The organism is Pseudoalteromonas sp. SWXJZ94C (genome assembly GCF_015864385.1).
Classification (GTDB): domain Bacteria; phylum Pseudomonadota; class Gammaproteobacteria; order Enterobacterales; family Alteromonadaceae; genus Pseudoalteromonas.
In genome coordinates, this window is the sequence record NZ_JADYXF010000006.1 from 56,352 (window position 1) to 76,093 (window position 19,742).

18 protein-coding genes are annotated in these 19,742 nt (G+C 39.0%); 14 read left to right on the forward strand and 4 right to left on the reverse strand.

Annotated elements, in window-relative coordinates:
* Window positions 1–11: 11 nt before the first annotated feature.
* Genes msbA through tcdA form a run of 6 tightly spaced genes read left to right on the forward strand, consistent with a single transcriptional unit; the run spans window position 12 to window position 5,157 of the window.
* On the forward strand, window positions 12–1,757 hold the full coding sequence (gene msbA, locus I6F65_RS03830; RefSeq protein ID WP_166109134.1) for a lipid A export permease/ATP-binding protein MsbA: 1,746 nt from the start codon (window positions 12–14) through the stop codon (window positions 1,755–1,757).
* Complete coding sequence (lpxK, locus tag I6F65_RS03835) at window positions 1,754–2,734, forward strand: tetraacyldisaccharide 4'-kinase (RefSeq protein ID WP_197111628.1); 981 nt, start codon at window positions 1,754–1,756, stop codon at window positions 2,732–2,734. Before msbA ends, lpxK begins: the two co-directional genes overlap by 4 nt.
* The gene (locus I6F65_RS03840) at window positions 2,724–2,921 is read left to right on the forward strand and encodes a Trm112 family protein (protein ID WP_024612626.1); all 198 of its coding nucleotides are present in this window, start codon (window positions 2,724–2,726) and stop codon (window positions 2,919–2,921) included. Before lpxK ends, I6F65_RS03840 begins: the two co-directional genes overlap by 11 nt.
* Window positions 2,909–3,670 (forward strand): 3-deoxy-manno-octulosonate cytidylyltransferase, encoded by a 762-nt coding sequence (kdsB, locus tag I6F65_RS03845; protein ID WP_166109132.1) that lies wholly within the window; start codon window positions 2,909–2,911, stop codon window positions 3,668–3,670. The genes I6F65_RS03840 and kdsB overlap by 13 nt, the downstream gene beginning before the upstream one ends.
* Window positions 3,667–4,347: a TIGR01621 family pseudouridine synthase gene (locus I6F65_RS03850; protein WP_024612628.1), complete on the forward strand. Its 681-nt coding sequence runs from the start codon at window positions 3,667–3,669 to the stop codon at window positions 4,345–4,347. Before kdsB ends, I6F65_RS03850 begins: the two co-directional genes overlap by 4 nt.
* On the forward strand, window positions 4,348–5,157 hold the full coding sequence (tcdA, locus tag I6F65_RS03855; protein ID WP_024612629.1) for a tRNA cyclic N6-threonylcarbamoyladenosine(37) synthase TcdA: 810 nt from the start codon (window positions 4,348–4,350) through the stop codon (window positions 5,155–5,157). It abuts the gene before it with no gap.
* 87 nt (window positions 5,158–5,244) lie between these two features.
* Here tcdA and I6F65_RS03860 read toward each other — a convergent pair whose 3' ends face one another.
* The 3 genes from I6F65_RS03860 to I6F65_RS03870 all read right to left on the reverse strand — a co-directional run bounded on the left by I6F65_RS03860 (window position 5,245) and on the right by I6F65_RS03870 (window position 8,316).
* Window positions 5,245–5,661 carry a SufE family protein gene (locus I6F65_RS03860; RefSeq protein WP_024612630.1) on the reverse strand — a complete coding sequence of 139 codons (417 nt, stop codon included), beginning with the start codon at window positions 5,659–5,661 and terminating at the stop codon, window positions 5,245–5,247.
* 13 nt (window positions 5,662–5,674) lie between these two features.
* Window positions 5,675–6,901 (reverse strand): aminotransferase class V-fold PLP-dependent enzyme, encoded by a 1,227-nt coding sequence (locus I6F65_RS03865; protein ID WP_166109131.1) that lies wholly within the window; start codon window positions 6,899–6,901, stop codon window positions 5,675–5,677.
* Window positions 6,902–7,029: 128 nt separating this feature from the next.
* Window positions 7,030–8,316 carry a citrate synthase gene (locus I6F65_RS03870; RefSeq protein WP_024612632.1) on the reverse strand — a complete coding sequence of 429 codons (1,287 nt, stop codon included), beginning with the start codon at window positions 8,314–8,316 and terminating at the stop codon, window positions 7,030–7,032.
* Between the two features lie 419 nt (window positions 8,317–8,735).
* Between I6F65_RS03870 and sdhC the strand changes: the two genes are divergently transcribed.
* The 8 genes from sdhC (at window position 8,736) to sucD (ending at window position 18,603) form a co-directional block, all read left to right on the forward strand.
* Window positions 8,736–9,113, forward strand: a complete 378-nt coding sequence (gene sdhC, locus I6F65_RS03875; protein WP_076914908.1) for a succinate dehydrogenase, cytochrome b556 subunit — start codon at window positions 8,736–8,738, stop codon at window positions 9,111–9,113.
* Entirely contained in the window at window positions 9,104–9,451 is a 348-nt protein-coding gene (gene sdhD / locus I6F65_RS03880) for a succinate dehydrogenase, hydrophobic membrane anchor protein (RefSeq protein WP_197111630.1), read from the forward strand. The genes sdhC and sdhD overlap by 10 nt, the downstream gene beginning before the upstream one ends.
* Window positions 9,452–11,224, forward strand: coding sequence for a succinate dehydrogenase flavoprotein subunit (sdhA, locus tag I6F65_RS03885; protein ID WP_166109130.1), 1,773 nt, complete (start codon window positions 9,452–9,454; stop codon window positions 11,222–11,224).
* Window positions 11,225–11,234: 10 nt separating this feature from the next.
* Window positions 11,235–11,951, forward strand: coding sequence for a succinate dehydrogenase iron-sulfur subunit (locus I6F65_RS03890; RefSeq protein ID WP_024612634.1), 717 nt, complete (start codon window positions 11,235–11,237; stop codon window positions 11,949–11,951).
* Window positions 11,952–12,046: 95 nt separating this feature from the next.
* Window positions 12,047–14,866, forward strand: coding sequence for a 2-oxoglutarate dehydrogenase E1 component (gene sucA / locus I6F65_RS03895; protein WP_166109129.1), 2,820 nt, complete (start codon window positions 12,047–12,049; stop codon window positions 14,864–14,866).
* Window positions 14,867–14,869: 3 nt separating this feature from the next.
* The gene (gene odhB / locus I6F65_RS03900) at window positions 14,870–16,387 is read left to right on the forward strand and encodes a 2-oxoglutarate dehydrogenase complex dihydrolipoyllysine-residue succinyltransferase (RefSeq protein ID WP_166109128.1); all 1,518 of its coding nucleotides are present in this window, start codon (window positions 14,870–14,872) and stop codon (window positions 16,385–16,387) included.
* Window positions 16,388–16,564: 177 nt separating this feature from the next.
* Entirely contained in the window at window positions 16,565–17,731 is a 1,167-nt protein-coding gene (gene sucC / locus I6F65_RS03905) for an ADP-forming succinate--CoA ligase subunit beta (protein WP_166109127.1), read from the forward strand.
* Window positions 17,731–18,603 (forward strand): succinate--CoA ligase subunit alpha, encoded by an 873-nt coding sequence (gene sucD, locus I6F65_RS03910; RefSeq protein WP_024612480.1) that lies wholly within the window; start codon window positions 17,731–17,733, stop codon window positions 18,601–18,603. The genes sucC and sucD overlap by 1 nt, the downstream gene beginning before the upstream one ends.
* Window positions 18,604–18,663: 60 nt before the next feature.
* On the opposite strand, the gene I6F65_RS03915 is transcribed toward sucD, so the two are convergent.
* The gene (locus tag I6F65_RS03915; protein ID WP_197111632.1) at window positions 18,664–19,734 is read right to left on the reverse strand and encodes a DUF3083 family protein; all 1,071 of its coding nucleotides are present in this window, start codon (window positions 19,732–19,734) and stop codon (window positions 18,664–18,666) included.
* Window positions 19,735–19,742: the final 8 nt, after the last annotated feature.

The window sequence follows — 19,742 nt, forward strand, 5'->3', positions numbered from 1 at the left end:
AAGAGAGTGTTATGGATCAAAGTACTACACAAATTTATAAACGACTTGTTTCTTACGTTGGTGCGTATAAGTCTGTCGCCTTCGTCGCTATTATAGGAATGATAGGGTATTCAGGTATGGATGCTTTGTTTATTCAGTTAATGAAGCCATTTATAGATGAAGGGCTGAATCAGAGAAATGCTGATGTATTAAAATATGCCCCATTTGTGGTTATTGCTTTGGTAATAGGGCGTGGTATTTTTAACTTTATGTCGTCATATTGTTTAAGCTATGTAGGCTCACAAGTTGTACGATCTCTTCGTCAAGAATTATTCGAACACATTTTACATTTACCTGTTTCTTTTCATGATAAAAACTCAACGGGCGATTTAATTTCTAAAATTACCTTTGATACAGAACAGGTTCAACAGGCAATAACTAAAGCGTTGCTAATCGTTGTTCGAGAAGGGGCATTTGTTGTCTTTTTACTTGCTCTTATGTTTTACACCAGCTGGAAATTGTCACTGATATTTTTAGTGATTATTCCATTAGTGGCTATTATTGTTGCCGTCGTTTCTAAACGTTTTCGCCATATATCAAAAAACATTCAATCGGCTATGGGGCAAGTTACCCGTAGTTCAGAACAAATGCTGAGCGGGCATAAAGTTATTCATGGGTTTGGTGGGCAAGACCAAGAAATAAGTAAATTTTCTAAAATTAATAATCATAACCGCCAGCAACGCATTAAAATGGATGCAACCAAAGCGCTAAGTGTGTCTATTATTCAAATACTCGCTGCAAGTGCAATGGCGGTTATTTTATGGGTGGTATCAATGCCTTCCATGATTGATACGATAAGCTCTGGTGATTTTGTGGTTTTGATATCATCGATGATGATGTTGCTGCGTCCACTGAAACAACTTGCTAATGTTAATAGCGATATGCAACGTGGCATTTCTGCATCTCAAAGCATATTTTTAATACTGGATGAAAATGTAGAAAAAGATACCGGCACAGTCGCGGTTGATAAAGTTAAAGGTATTATTGAAATAAAAAATGTTACCTTTAAATATCCAACTAAAAACGAACCTGTATTAAATGATTTATCACTTTCGATAAAAGCAGGTGAAAGTATTGCATTAGTGGGGCGCTCTGGTTCTGGTAAGTCAACAATTTCTAATTTATTACCTCGTTACTATGACTTAGAGTTACCGAGTGAAATTTTACTTGATGGTATTGCTTTGCACGATTATAAATTAGCTGATTTACGCCGCCAGTTTGCATTAGTTTCTCAACAAGTTGTTTTATTTAACGATACTATTGCTAACAATATTTGTTACGGTATAAAAGGTGATGTAAGCCCTCAAAAGCTAGAACAAGTTGCTAAGCAAGCCCATGTTTGGGAGTTTGTTAAAGACCTTCCTGATAAATTAAATACCATGGTAGGCGAAAATGGGGTGATGCTTTCGGGTGGACAACGCCAGCGTATTGCTATTGCACGTGCAATACTCAAAGATGCACCCATTTTAATTTTAGATGAAGCAACATCAGCACTCGATACAGAATCTGAAAAGCTTATCCAGCAAGCACTTGAAACTTTGATGAAAAATAAAACGTCAATTGTTATAGCGCATCGTTTATCTACTATTGAAAACAGTGACCGAATTTATGTTATAGATAACGGGCGTGTTATAGAGAGTGGCGACCATAATGCTCTACTTGCAAAAGAAGGTACTTATTCTGCTTTATGTAAAATGCAATTTGGCGACCAGGCGTGAGTAGAATAGAGCAAAGTTGGTATAAGCCATTTAGTATTATTACTTTACTACTTTTGCCTTTATCAGCTTTATTTTGGCTTATATCTGTACTGCGTAAATATTTTTACGCCGTTGGAATACTAAAACAATTTATAAGTAAAACCCCCATTATAGTTGTTGGTAACATTAGTGTTGGTGGCAATGGGAAAACGCCATTTGTACTATGGCTTTATAAATATTTAACTCAGCAAGGTTTATCAGTCGGTATTATTAGTAGAGGTTATGGGGGGCGAGCTAACCATTACCCTTTATTAGTAACAGAGCAAGTTGATGCTATTGAAGCCGGAGATGAACCTGTTCTTTTATATCATCGTTTAAAATGCCCAATTGCTGTTGGTCCAAATAGACAACACAATATTGAATTGTTAGAGCGTGAATACAAACTAGACGTTATTATTTCAGACGATGGTATGCAGCATTATAAAATGGCACGTAGTATTGAGTGTTGTATTGTTGATAGTGAACGTCGATTTGGTAACGGGTTTTTAATACCTGCAGGACCACTACGTGAGACCGTAAAACGCTTGAAAAGTGTTGATTTAATTATTGAAAATGGCGGAAAAAACACTAGCCACTACACATTACAAGTAAGCCCATTAAAAGCCGTGAGTGATTCATTACCATTAGTAAATTCAATTACTAGGGCTCACTCTGTAAGTGCGATTGGTAATCCTAAGCGTTTTGAAAACTCATTAGAAGCACAAGGGATTACGCTATTATCGACTCATCATTTTAGAGATCATTATGCATATACAGCAGACGACTTTATTCAATTTGGTGATGATAATGTGCTAATGACTGAAAAAGATGCAGTAAAATGTAAAGGTTTCGCAAAATCTAATTGGTATTATTTACCTGTTGATGCTCAACCTACTGATGCTGTAATTAACAAATTAAATTCATTATTAAAAGAAAAAGGGATCCTAAATGGCCTTTGATACAAAGTTACTCGAAATAATAGCTTGCCCAGTAGGCAAGGGTAAATTACGTTTTGATAAAGAAAATAACGAGCTAATTAGCACTGCTGCTAAACTGGCCTACCCTGTACAAGATGATATTCCTGTCTTACTTGAAAATGAAGCACGCGAGCTATCCTTAGAAGAGGTTGAAAAGTGGAATTCGTAGTTATAATTCCTGCACGTTTTGCATCAACTCGTTTGCCAGGTAAGCCACTTGCTGATATTTGTGGTAAACCGATGATTCAGCACGTTTATGAAAAAGCATGTTTATCAGGAGCCAGTAAAGTTGTTATTGCAACTGATCATCAAAATGTTTTTGATGCTGTGAGCTTATTTACGAATGATGTTTTAATGACACGTGATGATCATCAATCTGGTACTGAACGTTTGGCTGAAGTTGTTGACTTATTAAATCTTGATAGCAGTACAATTGTTGTTAATGTTCAGGGTGATGAGCCATTGCTTGCGCCAGAAAACGTATCGCAAGTTGCAAATCTTTTAAATGATTCAACAGCTCCAATGGCAACTTTAAGTGTTGCTATTGAAGAGCAAGATGAAGTCTTTAATCCAAACGCGGTTAAAGTTGTTAGTGATATAAATAAAAATGCACTTTACTTCTCACGCGCTAGTATTCCTTTCAATAGAAATGCAATGATGAATGAGAACAGTGAACTTGATTTAGCTTCATTTCAACGTCATGTAGGTATTTATGCATACAGGGCAGGCTTTATTAAACAGTATATTGAATTGAGTGTATCGCCACTTGAGTTACTTGAGTCATTAGAGCAACTACGGGTAATTTATCATGGTTATAGTATTAAAATAGAGCAAGCAAAAATAAGTCCGCATGCTGGTGTAGATACACTTGAAGATTTAGCAAAGGTTATTGCGCATATTCAAAGTAAAAATAAGTGATTAATACACAAACCAAGCACTTAAAAATCGTTTATACGCATAATGATTTTTATATTTTAGAAAAGCCTGCAGGTCTTAATTTTCATTCTGAAGATGGTCCTGGTTTTGTTGTTTTAGCTGAGCAGCAATTATCACAAAAGCTTTATGCGGTTCATCGTCTAGATAAAGTAACATCTGGTCTTATTATCTTAGCCCGAAATAAAGTAGCAGCCGCTACTTTTACAACGCTTTTTACTGAGCATGCAATTAATAAATTTTATTTAGCGATTAGCGATGCAAAGCCGAAAAAAAAGCAAGGCTGGATAAAAGGCGATATGGCTAAATCTCGTCGCGGTTCATTTAAGTTACTAACAACTAAGCTTAACCCTGCAATTACTCGATTTTACTCTTTGAGCTATAAACCAGGATTTAGAGGTTATATTTTAAAACCTTACTCTGGTAAAACACATCAACTAAGAGTGGCATTAAAAAGTATTGGCTCAGCTATTTTAGGTGATGCAATGTATGCAGGTACGCCATCAAATCGTACCTATTTACATGCATATGCATTGCGCTTTTTATGGCAGGGTGAACAACTGCAATTTACTTTATTGCCCGATAGCGGCGATGAATATTTGGCATTAATTAAACATCAAGATTTTCAAGCATGGCTATCGCCATGGCAACTGGACTGGTAAATGAGCGAAAAAGTTACAGATATACGTTTTGGTGGTATTAAACGTTTATATGGTCATCAACAGTTTGAATGGCTTCAAAATGCACATTTTTGTGTTGTAGGTATTGGTGGTGTAGGAAGCTGGACTGCTGAGGCACTTGCCCGTACTGGTGTAGGCAAAATGACACTTATTGATTTGGATGATATTTGCGCCACTAACGTAAACAGGCAAATTCATGCGCTAACTGGCACTATTGGTCAAGCGAAAGTGGATGCAATGAAAGCACGGTGTGAGCTTATAAATCCAGATTGCCAAATTAGTGTAATAGATGATTTTATTACACTTGAAAATATCCAAGAGCATATTCAAGGCTTTGATTATGTAATAGATTGTATTGATGCAGTTAAAGAAAAAGCAGCATTAATTGCTCACTGTAAACGTAACAAACTACCAATAATTACAACAGGCGGTGCTGGCGGACAAACAGATCCTAGCCAAATAACGTTTGGAGATGTAGCCAAAACCACTCAAGACCCGTTATTAGCTAAAGTACGTTATATTCTTCGTAAACAATATAATTTTAGCAGTAACCCAAAGCGTAAATTTAACATCGATTGCGTATACTCAACCGAGCAACTGGTTTACCCAGGAAGTGATGGCAGTGTGTGTCATGCCAAGCAAAGTGCAGACGGTACTATGAACATGGACTGTAATAATGGCTTTGGATCGGTAACAATGATCACTGGTAGCTTTGGTTTTTTTGTAGCGGCTAAAGCAGTGCGTAAATATTTAGATAAAAAACAACGTATAGCTTTAAATAACCAAGCTTAAATAATAATTATTTTTTAATTCACTATTTTTCTAGGGCTAGTGCTAAAAAATAGTGAATTGATGTGGATTTTTTATTAATTGATTATATTAAAGTGTTTTTTGTTGAGCCATGATTTTAATTTTTTCGACTATGGCTTTTACACCATTCCCTCTAGAAGGGCTTAGGTGGCTAATTAGCCCCAACTTTTCAAATTCTTCATAAGCGTCAACTTTTATTACTTGCTCAGGAGTTAAACCGTTATAAAGGGCTAATATTAACGCTAATAAACCTTTTACAATACGTGTATCTGAATCACCTATAACGACTAGCGCATTTTCAGTTAAGTCAAATTCCACAAACATCCACACTTTACTTTCACACCCAGGCACAAGAGCGTCATCTATTTTTAATTCATCAGGTAGTAAGGGTAACGTTTTACCTAATAGCATTATTTCACGATATTTTTGCTGCCATGTAGAAGCATTTTTTATTGAATCAGTTACCTGGTTAAACGTATTTGTCATTAGTTATCCAAATTTAGTCTAAAAGCGCGATACATTCACGCAATGCATTGATGAATTTATCGACATCATCACAATTATTATAGAATGCAAAGCTAGCCCTAAGGGTACCATTTAACCCTAAATGAGCCATTAAAGGCTGCGTACAATGATGACCAGCTCTTATTGCCACCCCGTAACCGTCAAGCAAAGTTGCCAAATCGTAGGGATGTTCATCTTTATAATTAAAACATAGGGTGCCGATGTTGTTATTTAAGTCACTATATACTGTTATTCCATCAATTTTTTTAAGTTTTTCAGCTGCATATTTAAATATATTTTGTTCATGCTTGATGATTTCATCGTAATTTAACTGTGTTAAATAATTAAGTGCAGCACCAAAGCCTAATACGCCGGCTATATTTGGAGTACCAGATTCGAATTTAGCTGGGGCATCACGATAAGTGCTGTGTGTCATTGTAACGGTTTGAATCATCTCTCCACCAGTCTGATAGGGAGTTAAGCTATTTAAAAGCTCATAACGACCATACAAGCCGCCTAATCCTGTTGGACCTAACATTTTGTGAGCAGAGAAAACATAAAAGTCACAATTAAGCGCTTTTAAATTTGGTCTTAAATGCATAGCACTTTGGGCTCCATCAATTAAAACCAATGACCCGATTGCTTTGGCACATGTAATTAAAGGGCTTAAATCAGTAATATTCCCAAGCGCATTAGATGCATGAGTAATAGCGATTAGCTTAGGTTTATTTTTTTCAATAAACTCACAGCACCGAGTAATATTAAAAGTACCGTCCTCATTTAAAGGCATTATGGCGAGCTTAGCTCCAGCTTGTTGTGCCAATACTTGCCATGGAACAATGTTAGCGTGGTGCTCTACAGGCGTAATTATTATTGTATCGCCAGTTATAATCTGATTTTTTATACCGTTAGCTATAAGGTTAATTGATTCTGTTGCGCCTTTTGTCCAAACAATTTCCTTACTTTGCACCCCAAAATAGTCAGCTGTCTGGGTTCGAACGTCCTCATATAATAGGGTTGCATTTTCACTCAAGAAATGACGGCCGCGATGTACATTTGCATTTTTAGTCGTGTAAAAATCAACGGTAGTATCGATAACGCATTGAGGTTTTTGCGTTGTAGCACCCGAATCTAAATAAACAAGTGGTTGATTGTTTACAGTTTGATTTAAGGTAGGGAAGTCACTTCGGATTTTATTTATATCAAACTCTAGAGCAGGCATTAGTTAATCAACGTTGTCATTTTAGGGAAAGAATTGTAGCCACTTTAAGATTATTCTCAAGTATCTAATAATAAAAAAGGCCGCAAATGCGACCTTTTAAAGTATTCAAATAATACTAAAGCGTATTATTAACGCTTATCAGTTGATACGTAGTCACGTGCAGTGTAACCAGTATAAAGCTGACGAGGGCGGCTGATCTTATGACCAGGTTGAGAAAGCATCTCATCCCAGTGAGTGATCCAACCAACAGTGCGCGCCATTGCAAAAATTACAGTGAACATGCTAGTTGGAATACCAATCGCTTTTAAGATAATACCTGAGTAGAAATCTACGTTAGGGTAAAGTTTCTTCTCTACAAAGTACGGGTCTTCAAGTGCGATTTTTTCAAGTTTCATTGCAATATCAAGCAATGGATCTTGAATATTAAGTTCAGCAAGTACTTCGTGACACGTTTGACGCATTACTGTTGCACGAGGGTCGAAGTTTTTGTAAACACGATGACCAAAGCCCATAAGACGGAAAGGGTCCGCTTTATCTTTTGCTTTTGCAACGTATTCATCAATGCGATCAACAGAACCAATTTCTTCTAACATGTTCAAACATGCTTCGTTAGCGCCGCCATGTGCCGGGCCCCAAAGAGATGCAATACCAGCGGCAATACATGCATAAGGATTAGCACCAGATGAACCAGCAAGACGTACTGTAGACGTAGATGCATTTTGTTCGTGATCAGCATGAAGCATGAATATTTTATCCATTGCTTTAGCTGTTACTGGATTAACTTTATATTCTTCAGCTGGTACAGAGAACATCATATGTAAGAAGTTTTCTGCATAACCTAAATCGTTACGTGGGTAAACAAATGGTTGACCAACGTTCGTTTTATACGCCATTGCTGCAATAGTAGGTAATTTAGCTACTAACTTAACTGCACTTGTTTTACGTTGATTTGCATCAGTAATATCAAGATCTTCATGATAAAAAGATGATAAAGCACCAACTACACCACATAGCATTGCCATTGGGTGAGCGTCAAAGCGGAAGCCTTGGAAAAAGTTTGCAATTTTCTCATCAAGCATTGTGCTATGAGTAATTTGTAATGAAAAATCAGTGTATTGCTCTTTAGTTGGTAACTCACCATTTAATAGTAAGTAACACAACTCAATGTAATCTGAGCCATCAGCTAATTGTTCAATTGGGTAACCACGGTGAAGTAGGATACCTTTACCACCATCAATGTAGGTGATTGCAGATTCACAAGAACCAGTCGACATGAAACCTGGGTCATAAGTAAAGTGACCATGTGAACCTAACGTACGTACGTCGATTACATCTTGGCCAGCTGTGCCTTGATAAATTGGAAGTTCGATTGGATCTAGTCCATCAATTTGGACTGTGGCTTTTTTATCTGCCATCGTTATGTATCTCCTATTAAGATATCTATTCTGATTTTTAGATTTTTAAAGTTCTGAAATCTGTTTTAAGCACATCTTCGCATTTTAACGTGAAAGAGGGGTGTAAAGTCAATTTTTATAAACATTATGCACATATGTATAATAAATATTCTGTGTGAATTAAATATTATACCATTGGCTAATTCGCAAACGTCTCTAAATAAACAAGAATTGTAAAAAGCCTTGTGGGTATATATACTAACGTTGGTTTTAAACCGTATTGTATTTGGGTAAACATAGTTTTACAGTTTAATTTTACATTTATTGTGAACTTTAACTGTTTCTATTCGTTTACTTTGATAGTTCCATCAGTAATATTTGGTGGGTTTTTAGAAAAGCAAGTAGATGAGCTCCACTGTGAGCAAGATGGGCAAGTAACTGTGAAAAAGCAAAGACCTGTAAATCTAGATCTAACAACTATATCTATGCCGGCAACGGCTAAAGCGTCAATATTTCACCGCGTCACCGGTGTTGCATTATTTTTTGCTTTAACGTTTGTCATTTGGGCTTGGTCTGAGTCTCTCTCTTCAGCTGAAAGTTTTGAATTCGTCAAGGGTCTGTTTAACGGATTCATTGCCAAATTTATAGCTTGGGGCACTGTTTCTGTATTAGGTTATCACCTTATTGGTGGCATCCGTCATATGATTATGGATATGGGACATTGGGAAGAACTTGAATCAGGTAACCTCAGCGCTAAAGTTTCAATGGCTCTTGGTGTTGTGTTTGCCGTATTGGCAGGGGTGTGGATATGGTTTTAAATCAAGCAACTCTTAAACGTGATGGTGTACAAGATTTCGTATCTTTACGTACCACGGCATTAATAATTAGCGCATATGCGATTTTTATTATCGGCTATTTTTTAGCGACGCCAGAAGTCACTTTCGAAGCCTGGACAGGCCTCTTCTCTAACCTAGCAATGAAAGGGTTTACATTAATTACCCTGGTTTGCATTATGGTTCATACCCGCATTGGCCTTTGGCAAGTTCTTACAGACTATGTTAAGTGTTCGAAGTTACGTGCCGTTTTAGGTTTTGTATTAAACCTAATGGTCGTTACTTACGTAGCTATTGGTCTAATTGTATTATGGGGTGTTTAAGTGAAATATTCTGTTCGTGAATTTGACGCCGTAGTAATTGGCGCAGGTGGTGCTGGTATGCGCGCCGCTCTAGCAATTACTGAATCTGGCAAAACGTGTGCATTAATATCTAAAGTATTCCCAACACGCTCACACACTGTATCTGCACAGGGTGGTATTACAGTAGCGCTTGGTAATTCACACGAAGACAACTGGGAATGGCATATGTACGATACCGTTAAGGGCTCCGATTTTATCGGTGACCAAGACGCTATTGAATACATGTGTCAAACAGGCCCAGAAGCTATTACTGAATTAGAAAACATGGGTTTACCATTTTCTCGTTTTGAAAATGGTCGTGTTTACCAACGTCCTTTCGGTGGTCAATCGAAGAACTTTGGTGGTGAACAAGCCGCTCGTACAGCAGCCGCAGCTGACCGTACTGGTCATGCGTTATTACACCTTCTTTATCAACAAAACGTAAAAAATAAAACAAATGTATTCTCTGAATGGTATGCACTTGATTTAGTTAAAAACGATAATGGTGATGTAGTAGGGTGTACTGCAATTGAGATTGAAACAGGTGAAATTACTTACTTCAAATCTAAAGCTGTAGTGCTTGCTACTGGTGGTGCTGGTCGTATATTTGCATCAACAACGAATGCTCACATTAATACTGGTGACGGTGTTGGTATGGCAACACGTGCTGGTATTTCTATGCAAGACATGGAAATGTGGCAGTTTCATCCTACGGGTATCGCAGGTGCTGGTACGCTAGTAACTGAAGGTTGTCGTGGTGAAGGCGGTTATCTTTTAAATAAAGATGGCGAGCGCTTCATGGAACGTTATGCTCCAAATGCAAAAGACTTAGCGTCTCGCGATGTTGTAGCACGTTCAATGATGACTGAAATCCGTGAAGGTCGTGGTTGTGATGGTCCTTGGGGTCCTCACCTTAAGCTGAAACTTGACCATTTAGGTGAAGAAACGCTTAACTTACGTCTTCCAGGTGTATGTGATCTAGCTAAAACGTTTGCTCACGTTGATCCTGCTAAAGAACCAATTCCAGTAATTCCAACTTGTCATTATATGATGGGTGGTGTTCCTACTAACGTAAATGGTCAAGCTCTACAAATCGATGCTCAAGGCAAAGAAACAGTAGTTCAAGGCTTATTTGCTGTAGGTGAGATTGCATGTGTATCCGTACATGGTGCAAACCGCTTAGGTGGTAACTCATTACTAGATTTAGTGGTATTTGGTCGTGCTGCTGGTAACTTCTTAGGTAAATATCTTAAAGATGTTGAAATATCTAAGGCTGCTTCAGAGTCAGACTTAGAAGCCTCTCTAGCACGTTACAATCGTTGGGAAAATTCAACGGCTGGCCAAGGTGAAGATCCAGTTCAAATCAAAAAAGACCTACAACAGTGTATGCAACTTAACTTCTCGGTATTCCGTGAAGGTGATTCAATGGCATCAGGTCTTCAAGAGCTTAAAGAAATTCGTGAACGTCTGCAGCATGCACGTCTTGATGATAAATCATCAGACTTTAATACGCAGCGAATCGAATGTCTTGAACTAGATAACTTAATGGAAACAGCTTACTCAACTGCAGTCGCTGCAAACTTCCGTACAGAAAGCCGTGGTGCACATTCTCGCTTTGATTACCCAGATCGTGATGACGAAAACTGGTTATGTCACTCAGTATTTAATCCTTTAACGGATGAAATGAGTAAGCGTGATGTAAACTATGCGCCTAAAACGCGTGAAGCTTTCCCACCTAAAGCACGTGTTTACTAGGAGATAGACGATGGCACAAGTACAATTTTCAGTTTATCGTTATAATCCAGATGTTGACAACGCACCTCGTATGCAAGAATACACCTTGCAAACAGAGGAAGGTCACGACATGATGGTATTGGATGCACTTATTCTTTTAAAAGAACAAGATCCAACATTATCTTTCCGTCGTTCATGCCGTGAAGGTGTGTGTGGATCTGATGGTGTTAACATGAATGGTAAAAATGGTCTGGCATGTATTACTCCTTTATCTACGCTACAAAAAAATGGCAAAGGTAAAATTGTAGTTCGTCCATTACCAGGCTTACCAGTGGTTCGTGACCTTGTTATAGACATGAGTCAGTTCTACACTCAGTACGAAAAAGTTAAACCTTATTTAATTAATGATCAGCCAGCAGCAGGCGAACGTCTTCAAACTATCGAAGAACGTAATAAATTAGATGGGTTATATGAGTGTATTTTGTGTGCATGTTGTTCAACATCGTGTCCTTCGTTCTGGTGGAATCCAGACAAGTTCATTGGTCCAGCAGGCCTTCTTCATGCTTACCGTTTCTTGGCTGATAGCCGAGATACAGCAACTGAAGAACGTTTAGCGGATTTAGACGATGCGTTCAGTGTGTTCCGTTGCCACAGTATAATGAACTGTGTTAGCGTTTGTCCTAAGGGTCTTAATCCGACCAAAGCAATTGGGCAAATCAAATCTATGTTATTAAACCGAGCTGTTTAATTACTTAGTAAACGTAAGATGGCTAATACTTATTATTTATTAGCCATCTTGTTATGATAACTATTAATTTCTGCGCTAAAAAAAAGGGCTTATAAATGCACGAAGGTGTGATGAAGGCATGGCTAGAATCTTCACATTTAAACGGCGGCAACGTTGCTTATGTAGAAGAGCTTTATGAAGCGTATTTAGACGATGCGACTTCTGTGCCAGATGAATGGCGAGAAGTGTTCGAACAATTACCTAAAGTTGATGGTGTGGATGTTGAAGTAAAACATTCAGAAGTTCGAGCGCAGTTTGCACAGCTTGCTAAAAACAAGCATAGAGAAGTAGTGGTAGCAGAGGGTAGTGGCGGTGACCTTAAACAGGTTAAAGTACTACAACTTATTAATGCTTTCCGCTTTCGAGGACACCAAAATGCAAACCTAGATCCATTAGGTATTTGGCAACGAGAGCGTGTACGAGATTTAGAGCTAGAGTACCACGACTTATCAGCAAGTGATTTTGACCGCGAATTTAACGTAGGATCGTTTGCCGTAGGGCGCGATACTATGCCTTTAGGTGAATTATACCAAGCACTAAAAACTACATATTGTGGTTCTATTGGCGCTGAGTATATGCACATCACATCGACAGAAGAAAAGCGTTGGTTACAACAGCGTTTAGAATCTGTGCAGTCTAGGCCTAAATTCTCAAAAGATGAAAAGCTTCGTATCTTAAAAGGTCTTACTGCAGCGGATGGTCTAGAAAAATATTTAGGGTCTAAGTTCCCTGGTGCTAAGCGCTTTTCACTTGAAGGTGGCGATGCGTTAGTTCCTATGCTTAAAGAGCTTATTCACCGAGCAGGTGAAAGCGGCCAACAAGAAGCTGTTATTGGTATGGCTCACCGTGGTCGTCTAAACGTTCTTGTAAATGTACTTGGTAAAAACCCATCAGAGCTGTTTGATGAGTTTGCTGGTATACACAAAGAAACGCTAAGTTCTGGTGATGTTAAATATCACATGGGTTATTCGTCTGACTTTGCTACTAAAGGTGGCAATGTACATATGGCGCTTGCCTTTAACCCATCTCATCTAGAAATCGTAAACCCTGTTGTAATGGGGTCAGTGCGTGGTCGTCTCGACCGTTTAGGTGATAAATCAGGCATTAAAGCGCTACCTATCACCATTCATGGTGATTCTGCAATTGCTGGTCAAGGTGTTGTACAAGAAACGTTTAACATGTCACAAACTAACGCGTTTAGTTGTGGTGGTAGTATTCGTATTGTTGTCAATAACCAAGTAGGCTTTACAACCTCTAAGCAAGATGACGTTCGTTCAACGCCATATTGTACTGACATCGCAAAAATGGTGCAGGCCCCAATATTCCATGTTAATTCTGACGATCCTGAAGCAGTTGCATTTGTTACTCAACTTGCCCTTGATTTCAGAAACCAGTTTAAACGCGACGTAGTTATCGATTTAGTGTGTTACCGTCGCCATGGTCATAATGAAGCTGATGAGCCAAATGCAACACAGCCGATTATGTACCAAAAAATTAAAAAGCACCCAGTGCCGCGTTTAATTTATGCAGATCAACTTATTGCTGAAGGCTCTTTTTCTGAACAAGACGTTAAAGCGCTTGCTGATGAGTACCGTGATGCATTAGATGAAGGTAATTGTGTTGTTTCAGAAATACAGCCAGTGACTTCACATTCTTCTGAATGGGCAAAATATATTGGTCATGAATGGGATGTTGATTACGATGCTAGCGTGTCTGTAGAGGAGCTTAAAGCCCTTGGCGAAAAAGTAGCTTCTTACCCAGAACAGCATAAAGCTCAATCTCGCGTTAAAAAGATTTATGACGATCGTAAGCTAATGGCTGCAGGTGAAAAACCACTTGATTGGGGTATGGCTGAAACTTTAGCCTATGCAACAATTGCGTCTGAAGGTACTGACATTCGTTTAACAGGACAAGACACAGGTCGAGGAACATTCTTTCATCGTCATGCTGTTGTCCATGGTCAATCAAATGGTATGACTTACACTCCTTTACAGCATTTAAGTGAAGATCAAGGCACATTTGAAGTCTTTGATTCTGTTCTATCAGAGGAAGCTGTAGTTGCGTTCGAATATGGTTATGCTACCGCTGAACCTAAGTCTCTCGTAATATGGGAAGCGCAATTTGGTGACTTCGCCAATGGTGCACAAGTTGTTTTTGACCAATTCTTAAGCTCAGGTGAGCAAAAGTGGGGTCGTTTATGCGGTCTTACAATATTGCTACCACATGGCTATGAAGGTCAAGGTCCTGAACATAGTTCAGCTCGTTTAGAGCGTTTTTTACAACTATGTGCTGATCACAATATGCAAGTATGTGTACCTTCAACACCAGCTCAAGTATATGCAATGCTTCGTCGTCAATCAGTTAGACCGCTTCGTCGTCCACTGATTGTTATGACACCTAAGTCGTTACTTCGTCATCCGCTTGCAACTTCGTCACTTGAAGAACTTTCTGAAGGTGTTTTTCATAATATGATCGACGAAATCGATGATATTAACCCTGAAAAAGTAGAGCGCGTTGTATTTTGTAGCGGTAAAGTTTATTACGAACTACTACAAGAGCGTCGTAAACTTGAGCTAGATAATGTTGCGATTGTACGTGTAGAACAATTATATCCGTTCCCACACGATGAAATGCAAACGATTATGAAACAATATCAACACGTAACTGATTTTGTATGGTGTCAAGAAGAACCACAAAACCAAGGTGCATGGTACTGTTCACAACATCACTTTATTGATGCAATTCCACAAGGTGCTAAGTTAAAATATGCAGGTCGTAAAGCGTCTGCATCACCAGCGTGTGGTTACATGTCAGTACATACTAAAGAACAACAAGCGCTCGTTGCCGACGCGCTTACTATAGAAAATAAAGGATAAGCAATGAGCACAGAAATTAAAGTTCCTGTTCTTCCTGAGTCGGTTGCAGATGCTACCGTTGCTACATGGCATGTAAGTGTTGGCGACAAAGTAACTCGCGATCAAAACTTAGTAGACATTGAAACAGATAAAGTGGTTTTAGAAGTTGTTGCACAGCATGACGGTGTAATCACAGAAATATCACAAGAGGAAGGTGCAACCGTACTTGGCGATCAAGTTATGGGTTTACTTGGTGATGCTGATGCAGCGCCAGCAAGTGAAGGTTCATCTACAAAAGAATCAGCACCAGCTAAATCAGAAGACGCGCCAGCGGCGCCATCAGCACCAGCATCAGAAGGTAAAGAAGTGGATATTAAAGTACCTGTACTTCCAGAATCAGTTGCAGACGCAACAATTGCTACATGGCATGTACAACCAGGTGACGCGGTAACTCGTGACCAAAACTTGGTAGATATTGAAACAGATAAAGTTGTTCTTGAAGTAGTAGCTCAAGAAGACGGTATTATGGGTGATATCATTCATGGCGAAGGCGACACTGTATTAGGCGAACAAGTAATTGGTTCGGTTAAAGCAGGCGGTGCACCAGCGGCTCCAGCTGCAAAAGCAGACGCAGCGCCAGCAGCAGATTCAAGCGAAAGTTCAGATGTGTTAACACCATCAGTTCGTCGTTTAATTGCTGAGAAAGGCCTAGACGCTTCTAAAATCAAAGGCACGGGTAAAAATGGTCGTGTGACTAAAGAAGACGTTGATACTTTCTTAAAAGCACCAGCACCAGCAGCTAAAAAAGCAGAAGCCTCTGCTCCAGCTGCACCGATGGGCGATCGTACTCAAAAACGCGTACCTATGACTCGTTTACGTAAAACGATTGCGACACGCCTTCTTGAAGCTAAAAACTCAACTGCAATGTTAACTACATTCAACGAAGTGAACATGGGACCAATCATGAGCCTTCGTAAGCAGTATCAAGAAACGTTTGAAAAGCGTCACGGCATTCGTTTAGGTTTCATGTCTTTCTATGTGAAAGCTGTAACTGAAGCTCTTAAGCGTTTCCCAGATGTAAATGCATCGATTGATGGTGATGATATTGTTTACCATAATTACTTTGATATCAGCATTGCAGTATCTACACCACGTGGTTTAGTTACTCCAGTACTTAAAGATTGTGACAAACTATCTGTTGCTGAAATTGAAAAAGGTATCCGTGAATTAGCACTTAAAGGTCGTGACGGTAAGTTAACGCTTGCAGATATGACTGGTGGTAACTTCACTATTACTAATGGTGGCGTATTTGGTTCATTACTATCTACACCTATCATCAACTTGCCACAGTCTTCAATTTTGGGTATGCATAAAATCCAAGACCGTCCTATGGCAGTGAATGGTAAAGTAGAAATACTTCCTATGATGTATTTAGCTCTTTCTTACGACCATCGTATAATTGATGGTAAAGAATCGGTTGGTTTCTTAGTAACTATTAAAGAGTTACTTGAAGATCCAACACGCTTATTGCTGGATGTTTAATCCAGTAGTATGAAATGTAAGCTGTGAATGAACATTCACAGCTTTTTTTTTGCGCCTTTGGTCATACTGGGGTTTTCATGTTAAGCCTTGGGATCTATACTAGGTGCGCAATTTGGGATAGTTGTATATTTGAAAAAATATTCAGCTCTTTTAGTATAAAAAATTGGATAAAGCATCATGAATTTGCATGAGTATCAGGCAAAACAACTTTTTGCCGAATATGGTTTACCAGTTTCTCAAGGTTTCGCTTGCGATACACCTGAAGAAGCTGCAGCAGCTGCTGAAAAGATCGGCGGTGATATGTGGGTTGTTAAAACTCAAGTTCACGCAGGTGGACGTGGTAAAGCTGGCGGTGTAAAGCTAGTTAAAACTATCGACGAAGTAAAAGCGTTTGCAGCTAACTGGTTAGGTAAAAACCTAGTTACTTACCAAACAGACGAAAAAGGTCAGCCAGTTGCTAAAATTTTAGTAGAAAGCTGTACTGATATCGCGAACGAATTGTACCTTGGTGCAGTTGTTGACCGTGCATCTCGCAAAGTTGTTTTCATGGCGTCTACTGAAGGCGGTGTTGAAATTGAAACTGTTGCTGAAGAAACACCTGAACTTATCCACAAAGCTGAGATCGACCCGTTAGTAGGTCCTCAAGCTTACCAAGCACGTGAACTAGGTTTCAAACTGGGTCTTAACCCAGTACAAATGAAACAGTTCGTTAAGATCTTCATGGGTCTTGGTAAAATGTTCACTGATTTTGATTTCGCATTACTTGAAATCAACCCGTTAGTAATTACAGATGAAGGTAATCTTCATTGTCTTGACGGCAAAATCGGTATTGATGGTAATGCACTTTACCGTCAACCTAAAATCCGTGAGTTCCACGATCCATCTCAAGAAGATGCACGTGAAGCGCATGCAGCAAGCTTTGAGCTTAACTACGTAGCCCTAGATGGCAATGTTGGTTGTATGGTTAACGGTGCAGGCCTAGCAATGGGTACTATGGACATCGTAAACCTACATGGCGGCAAGCCGGCTAACTTCTTGGATGTTGGTGGCGGTGCTACTAAAGAACGTGTTTCTGAAGCATTCAAAATCATTCTTTCTGACGACAATGTTAAAGCTGTTCTTGTGAACATCTTTGGCGGTATCGTTCGTTGTGACATGATTGCTGAAGGTATCATTGGCGCAGTTAAAGAAGTTGGCGTAACCGTACCAGTAGTTGTACGTTTAGAAGGTACTAATGCTGAGTTAGGTCGTGAAGTTCTTAAGAGCTCAGGTCTAGATATCATTGCTGCTGAATCACTAACAGACGCTGCTGAGAAAGTTGTTGCTGCTGCGGAGGGCAAATAATGTCTGTATTAATTAATAAAGATACAAAAGTTATCTGTCAAGGTTTCACTGGTGGTCAAGGTACTTTCCACTCAGAGCAAGCACTTGAATACGGTACACAAATGGTTGGTGGCGTAAGCCCAGGTAAAGGCGGTCAAACGCACCTTGGTCTTCCTGTATTCAACACAGTTCGTGAAGCTGTAGAAAAAACTGGCGCAACTGCTTCAGTTATCTACGTACCAGCTCCTTTCTGTAAAGATGCAATCTTAGAAGCTATTGATGCTGGCATCGAGCTTATTGTTTGTATTACTGAAGGCATTCCTACTCTTGATATGGTTGACGTTAAAGTTAAACTAGATCAAACAGGTACTCGTATGATCGGTCCTAACTGCCCAGGTGTTATTACTCCTGGTCAAACTAAGATTGGTATCATGCCTGGTCACATCCACAAACCTGGTAAAGTAGGTATTGTTTCTCGCTCTGGTACTTTAACGTACGAAGCAGTTAAGCAAACTACTGATGCTGGTTTTGGTCAGTCTACGTGTGTTGGTATTGGTGGTGATCCAATTCCAGGTACTAACTTTATCGACGTTTTAGAAATGTTCGAAAAAGATCCACAAACTGAAGCAATCGTAATGATTGGTGAAATTGGTGGTACTGCAGAAGAAGAAGCTGCAGAGTACATCAAAGCTCACGTAACTAAACCTGTAGTATCTTACATTGCTGGTGTTACTGCACCAGAAGGTAAGCGTATGGGTCACGCTGGCGCAATCATTGCCGGCGGTAAAGGTACTGCTGATGAGAAATTTGCTGCATTAGAAGCTGCGGGCGTAAAAACTGTACGTTCACTTGCTGATATCGGTAAAGCACTTAAAGAGAAAACAGGCTGGTAATCGCTTGTTTTTCTTTAAAAAGGCCCGCTTATGCGGGCCTTTTTGTTATTAGCTGAAAATTTAGAACGGATAACTAATATGCTGAAAAAAACGTACCGATAAGTCTTGGCGTTGTTTATTTATAGCTAGCTCATTACACAGAGTATGGATTGTTTTTTCTACTTGGTTCATAAATCGACCGTAACCCATTTCATGTTTATCCTGCTGCGTTGCTACCACTACAAAATGCAACGTTTCTACTAATTTACTTGCTTCATAAAAGTACTTAATTTGATTTTCATTAGATTCAATATCAAAACTTAACTTTTGAAGTTCATTATTACCTTCACTTTTATCTATTTTACTGTTTCGTATAATAGGCGTTGCGCCGTTAGCAACCATAGCGCCATGATTTAGATTGTTATTTTGACACGCACGTATAAATGAGTAAGCAAAGTAGTCATAAAATCTAGCATAGTCGTTTGTGTTCATTAGTGTTTGAAACTGCGTTTTAATAGCGCGCGAAACCGGTATAGTAAAAGTGGCGTAAGTCATCTCTGCATAATCATCGGGTATGCTGCATTGTCTTGACTGATAGCGAGGGTAGAGACTTCTTAATTTGTAACCATAGCTCTCCTTATTGCCTTTTTCTTTAGCAAATAAGTCATACGTTAAGTGCTGATGATCGCGTAGTTTAAACTGAGGTTGATTTATTAACAGTTGTCCTTGTAGGGTGTTTAATACTTTTTGAACTTTGTTATGAAACTCTGCAGAGTTAGCTCGTAAATCGTCGCCTGTTGCTAAAAATAGAATGCGTATTTTTTTACTTGGTATATCTTCAGTGTAATAAATTTTATGGGCCTCGTGATAACGAGGATTATAAAAAAACAACATTTGCTTATCGGTTTCTAATTGATAAGACTCATCATGAAAGCGTACAACGGGTAGTTTATCGTTTGCGAGTAAATGAACATTATGAAGCTCATATTCATCACAGCATGCAAATAGCTGACGTGCTATACGTTCATAACAACAATTGATATTACTAAAACTATTATAGAACGCTTTATTTGGCGTTATTTCGGCTAGTAAATAGTGATTTGCGCGTGCGTTAGTAGGAATATAAACGCGATGTTGATTAAGTGTAGCCATCTTCGAGT

Coding starts and splice junctions, on each gene's coding strand:
- sucD (WP_024612480.1), top strand. CDS start 17,731: ATGTCTGTATTAATTAATAAAGATACAAAAGTTATCTGTCAAGGTTTC.
- tcdA (WP_024612629.1), top strand. CDS start 4,348: ATGAGCGAAAAAGTTACAGATATACGTTTTGGTGGTATTAAACGTTTA.
- I6F65_RS03915 (WP_197111632.1), bottom strand. CDS start 19,734: ATGGCTACACTTAATCAACATCGCGTTTATATTCCTACTAACGCACGC.
- sucC (WP_166109127.1), top strand. CDS start 16,565: ATGAATTTGCATGAGTATCAGGCAAAACAACTTTTTGCCGAATATGGT.
- sdhD (WP_197111630.1), top strand. CDS start 9,104: ATGGTTTTAAATCAAGCAACTCTTAAACGTGATGGTGTACAAGATTTC.
- odhB (WP_166109128.1), top strand. CDS start 14,870: ATGAGCACAGAAATTAAAGTTCCTGTTCTTCCTGAGTCGGTTGCAGAT.
- I6F65_RS03870 (WP_024612632.1), bottom strand. CDS start 8,316: ATGGCAGATAAAAAAGCCACAGTCCAAATTGATGGACTAGATCCAATC.
- I6F65_RS03890 (WP_024612634.1), top strand. CDS start 11,235: ATGGCACAAGTACAATTTTCAGTTTATCGTTATAATCCAGATGTTGAC.
- I6F65_RS03865 (WP_166109131.1), bottom strand. CDS start 6,901: ATGCCTGCTCTAGAGTTTGATATAAATAAAATCCGAAGTGACTTCCCT.
- I6F65_RS03860 (WP_024612630.1), bottom strand. CDS start 5,661: ATGACAAATACGTTTAACCAGGTAACTGATTCAATAAAAAATGCTTCT.
- sucA (WP_166109129.1), top strand. CDS start 12,047: ATGCACGAAGGTGTGATGAAGGCATGGCTAGAATCTTCACATTTAAAC.
- I6F65_RS03840 (WP_024612626.1), top strand. CDS start 2,724: ATGGCCTTTGATACAAAGTTACTCGAAATAATAGCTTGCCCAGTAGGC.
- msbA (WP_166109134.1), top strand. CDS start 12: ATGGATCAAAGTACTACACAAATTTATAAACGACTTGTTTCTTACGTT.